Here is a 3456-nt window from a genome sequence, read left to right as displayed (position 1 = left end):
GCACTGCCTCCAACACCACTTGCCATAGAACGCCTTGTAAGATCGAGCTCCGCAGTATTAAGTTTTAAACTGTTATCTGCCAATCCACTCTGGCCTGCAATAACCTGCGCTTGATTGTTAATCAGATGGACTACTGCCGGCGGGGGAATGCCAGCGAGCTCCTGAAGCACCACAGGCCAGGCAAAATGACCGAGTACGACACCGTTAATCGTGCTGCTTCCCTGACCACTTCTGATTGGGGCTGCAAACATCACGGTAGGTCTGCTTGCTCTACTGGGCAATACCAGATCGGAATAAAAAGTTTTACCTATCATGGCCTGATAATAGGCAACGCTGCTTAGTGGATATGTTTCAACTGCTTTGCCGATACGATCTTTATCTGTCGAAATAAGGATTGAGCCGTTGTTATCAATGACTGTCAGGCTATCCCAGGGCCCGCTAAATAAGGCCCGTTTCTCCAACTTGCTGTGCAGCAGAGACAAGCTCTGCTTTACCCCGTCTTCGCGGGGTTCAAGCAGTTCCTGCAAAAAATCATCTTCACCAAGCATCTGAATATCCCGATAGGCGATATAGAGGGCATGGTCAATGGACTTCATTTTCTGCTGAGCAATTTCCAGGTAATTTTTAGTTATACTTTTCTGCAGCACCATTTTGCTGGAATTAAAAGTGCTTAAAACCAGTAAAGGAACGACAACAAAGGATACGACTACTACCGATAATGTGATTTTTGCGGCAAATTTCATAAAGCTTCCTGCTGCAATCTGTGCTTGAGGGTGCGAATGAAGGTCGGATCGATAAACTCAGTACTGTCCATTGGTCTGCTGATGGTGCCATTATCAATCAGAAAGTTATTTATATATCGTGCGGCACCGTGCAGCGATTCAAACCCCGTACCATATGAAAAAGAGGTGGTATTATCGCGAAGATCCAGCAGCAGTTCTAACTGTTGATAAGCTTCTACCTCTTCTTCAGTGGTATTGTAGATATCAGCGATAATAGCGTAAGCCTGTTTAGGCTTATCCTGAATAAACTGTATGGTTTTATACCATACAGAAACATAAGCCTGGACATCTTCCGGCCTCTGCTCAATAAAACTGCGATGGAACACCTGCCCATTAGGCGATATACCGGGAATTTCCGAGGTATCAAAGAGCTTATGGCCATGCCGAACCTGCATAGCCTCAGATGCAAAAGGCTCCCAGGTGATAATCGCATCCAATTCACCTTTGCCGAACTCTGCTACCGCGTTTTCAGCGGTGAGCTGTACTTTATTAACATCACCGGGCACTAATCCATGACGTTTTAAGACTATATCCAATATATATTCCAGATAGCTGCCTCGATCAACCCCAATAGTTTTTCCTTTTAACTCCTTTATTGTGGCAATAGACTGGCTTGCTACTATGGCTTCAATGCCGAATGAGTTGTCACTATTGATGGCCAGAACCAGATCCGCACCTGAAGCGTTAAAGTGCATAATGTCGAATAGGGTAAAGTTATTGACGTCTATTTTTCCATCAACCATATCCTGCAGTGAGCCGTAGTAGTCCGAATTGGTATCAACAAGCTCTACATTCAGGCCGGCCTCTTTAAACCAGCCTTTCTTATCGGCTATCTCTATCCAGTGTTCTCCCGGCCAATAATAACGCGCAACTTTGATCCGCAGACTGCTGGTCTGCTGCGTATTTTCTATCTTTGCTGCAGGCTGCGGGTAGATAAAACTGCCGATTAACAACAGTAATAATAGACTGGTGGCAATAACTAACTTTTTAAACACCTTGCATACTTCCTTTCTTTTTGAGCCCCTGGGCGTAACATGCCCGCGACTGCGCTTTTGTCATCTATTTTTCTTATTCTTTATTGATAAAACACAAATGTTTTTGATATCTAGTTCATCGGTCGGCAAGTATTTCTCGAAGGATAGTTTGCAGTAAGTAGTTTACCAGAAAGCGGTGCTAGTAAGCTATTCCACAAGTAAGGATATTAACAGATAAATAAAGGCTAACGCTATTCTAAATAATTAAGAAAATCAAGTTATCACCATAGCTGCATTGCTTTCAAGGTTGTTGATCCACGCTGTGTGGTGAATATCTCAGCACTACGATCTGGTAAAATCCTTCACAGAAAAGGTAACTTAGCATAGCCAGAGTGATGACCTTAAAAAGGCATAATGCATTTAAATCAACATGATATTAGGGTGATTAATTTGTCACCAACAATTATGACACTTTATAACTCATATACCTCCTCAAGCAGATTTAAAAGCGGCAGAAACAGCATTTCGACTTCGGCAATATCTATCCGGCTCTGATTAGGAAAGAAAAAGTGGCTGTTGCGGTTACGGCGGGTACGGATAATAACGTAGAACATTTCAGATATTAGTTTCGCCTTTTGCGGATCAAGGGATATTTTTTCAAAAAGTTTATTTTCAGCAGTTTTTAACGCAGTACTGACTGATCCTGTATTAATCTGTGCCACGTAATTTATCTCTAAGATTCTGAGTATCTCATCCAGCCCGGCATTGCTTTTTACAGTGACTTTTTCACCGTATTCACCATGGGCTCTTTTTTTTAAAAAGGGGATATTATGTTTTAACAGACACGCTTTCAGCAACACCTCTGCGGCAAGAGAGATATTGCGCCAGAAATCAACCGCTTCAAAAGAACTGTGTGCCAGAATATTGGTGATTTTATATCTGCGCTTTTCGTAGCTAATAACATTTTGACAGGTAGCCAGGTGGATGGCGTAGCGGTGATTTTCCTCGGCAATATTACTGATATCAATATCCATCACTCCTCCTCGGGAAAAACAGCAACAATAAACTCAGCAACTTTCTATACCCATGATACTTCAAGATGCAAAGTCAGCAAGGTCAATTGTGCCGAGATGCTAGACATAAAATTGAAGTCTAGTTATTCTACAGAGAGATTTTATAACAAAGCAGATTGGTGCAATTTCCCTTGCCCTACGGGGCGCGAGCTCGAAAACCAGTTCTGCGTTGCACCAATCGAAAAGGGAGTAACCATTACCTCATGTTGCGCCTTGCTCTGATTTCCAAGCTCGTGCCTGACAAAGCATTTTGAAGTAGCATGGGTATATATCATAGCAATCCGCATGATTATTTACTCAATAGCAGGGTACATTTTCCCAATAGGTACACTTCAGGGGAAGGTAATAGGTCTTAGGCAGGGATTGATTGAAAGCTTAAGCGGGTAAGAAATTAGGGGGTAGTGGATACCTGTCTATAATACCAAATCCGATAACTATCTGCTCATTTATACTTGCTAAAATGAATGCTAGCTAGACATAAAACTGCGTTTTAGTCTTTGTTATTGATTTGATTCAGAACGTCCTGTTCTTCACCACTTTGTGGCCAGCTAAAGCTGTTCAAAATCGTTCCATACGATTTTGTGTAATTAGAACAACTAGTTACTGTAATCAATACCTTGCTTTCAT

Annotated in this window: 3 protein-coding genes; all 3 read right to left on the bottom strand. The window is 42.2% G+C overall.

What is annotated here, in order from left to right:
- Positions 1-743: cache domain-containing protein (locus ABZA00_RS16680; protein ID WP_372883279.1), on the bottom strand; the 743-nt coding region annotated here is incomplete at its 3' end.
- The gene (locus ABZA00_RS16675; RefSeq protein ID WP_372883278.1) at positions 740-1777 is read right to left on the bottom strand and encodes an ABC transporter substrate-binding protein; all 1038 of its coding nucleotides are present in this window, start codon (positions 1775-1777) and stop codon (positions 740-742) included. The genes ABZA00_RS16680 and ABZA00_RS16675, both read right to left, overlap by 4 nt.
- Before the next feature lie 452 nt (positions 1778-2229).
- Complete coding sequence (locus ABZA00_RS16670) at positions 2230-2790, bottom strand: hypothetical protein (RefSeq protein ID WP_372883277.1); 561 nt, start codon at positions 2788-2790, stop codon at positions 2230-2232.
- Between the last annotated feature and the right edge of the window lie 666 nt (positions 2791-3456).

Origin of the sequence: Psychromonas sp. (assembly GCF_041586535.1) — a bacterium.
Lineage (GTDB): Bacteria > Pseudomonadota > Gammaproteobacteria > Enterobacterales > Psychromonadaceae > Psychromonas.
The sequence above is the reverse complement of the archived record's forward strand: the minus strand, read 5'-3'. Positions and strand labels throughout refer to the sequence as shown.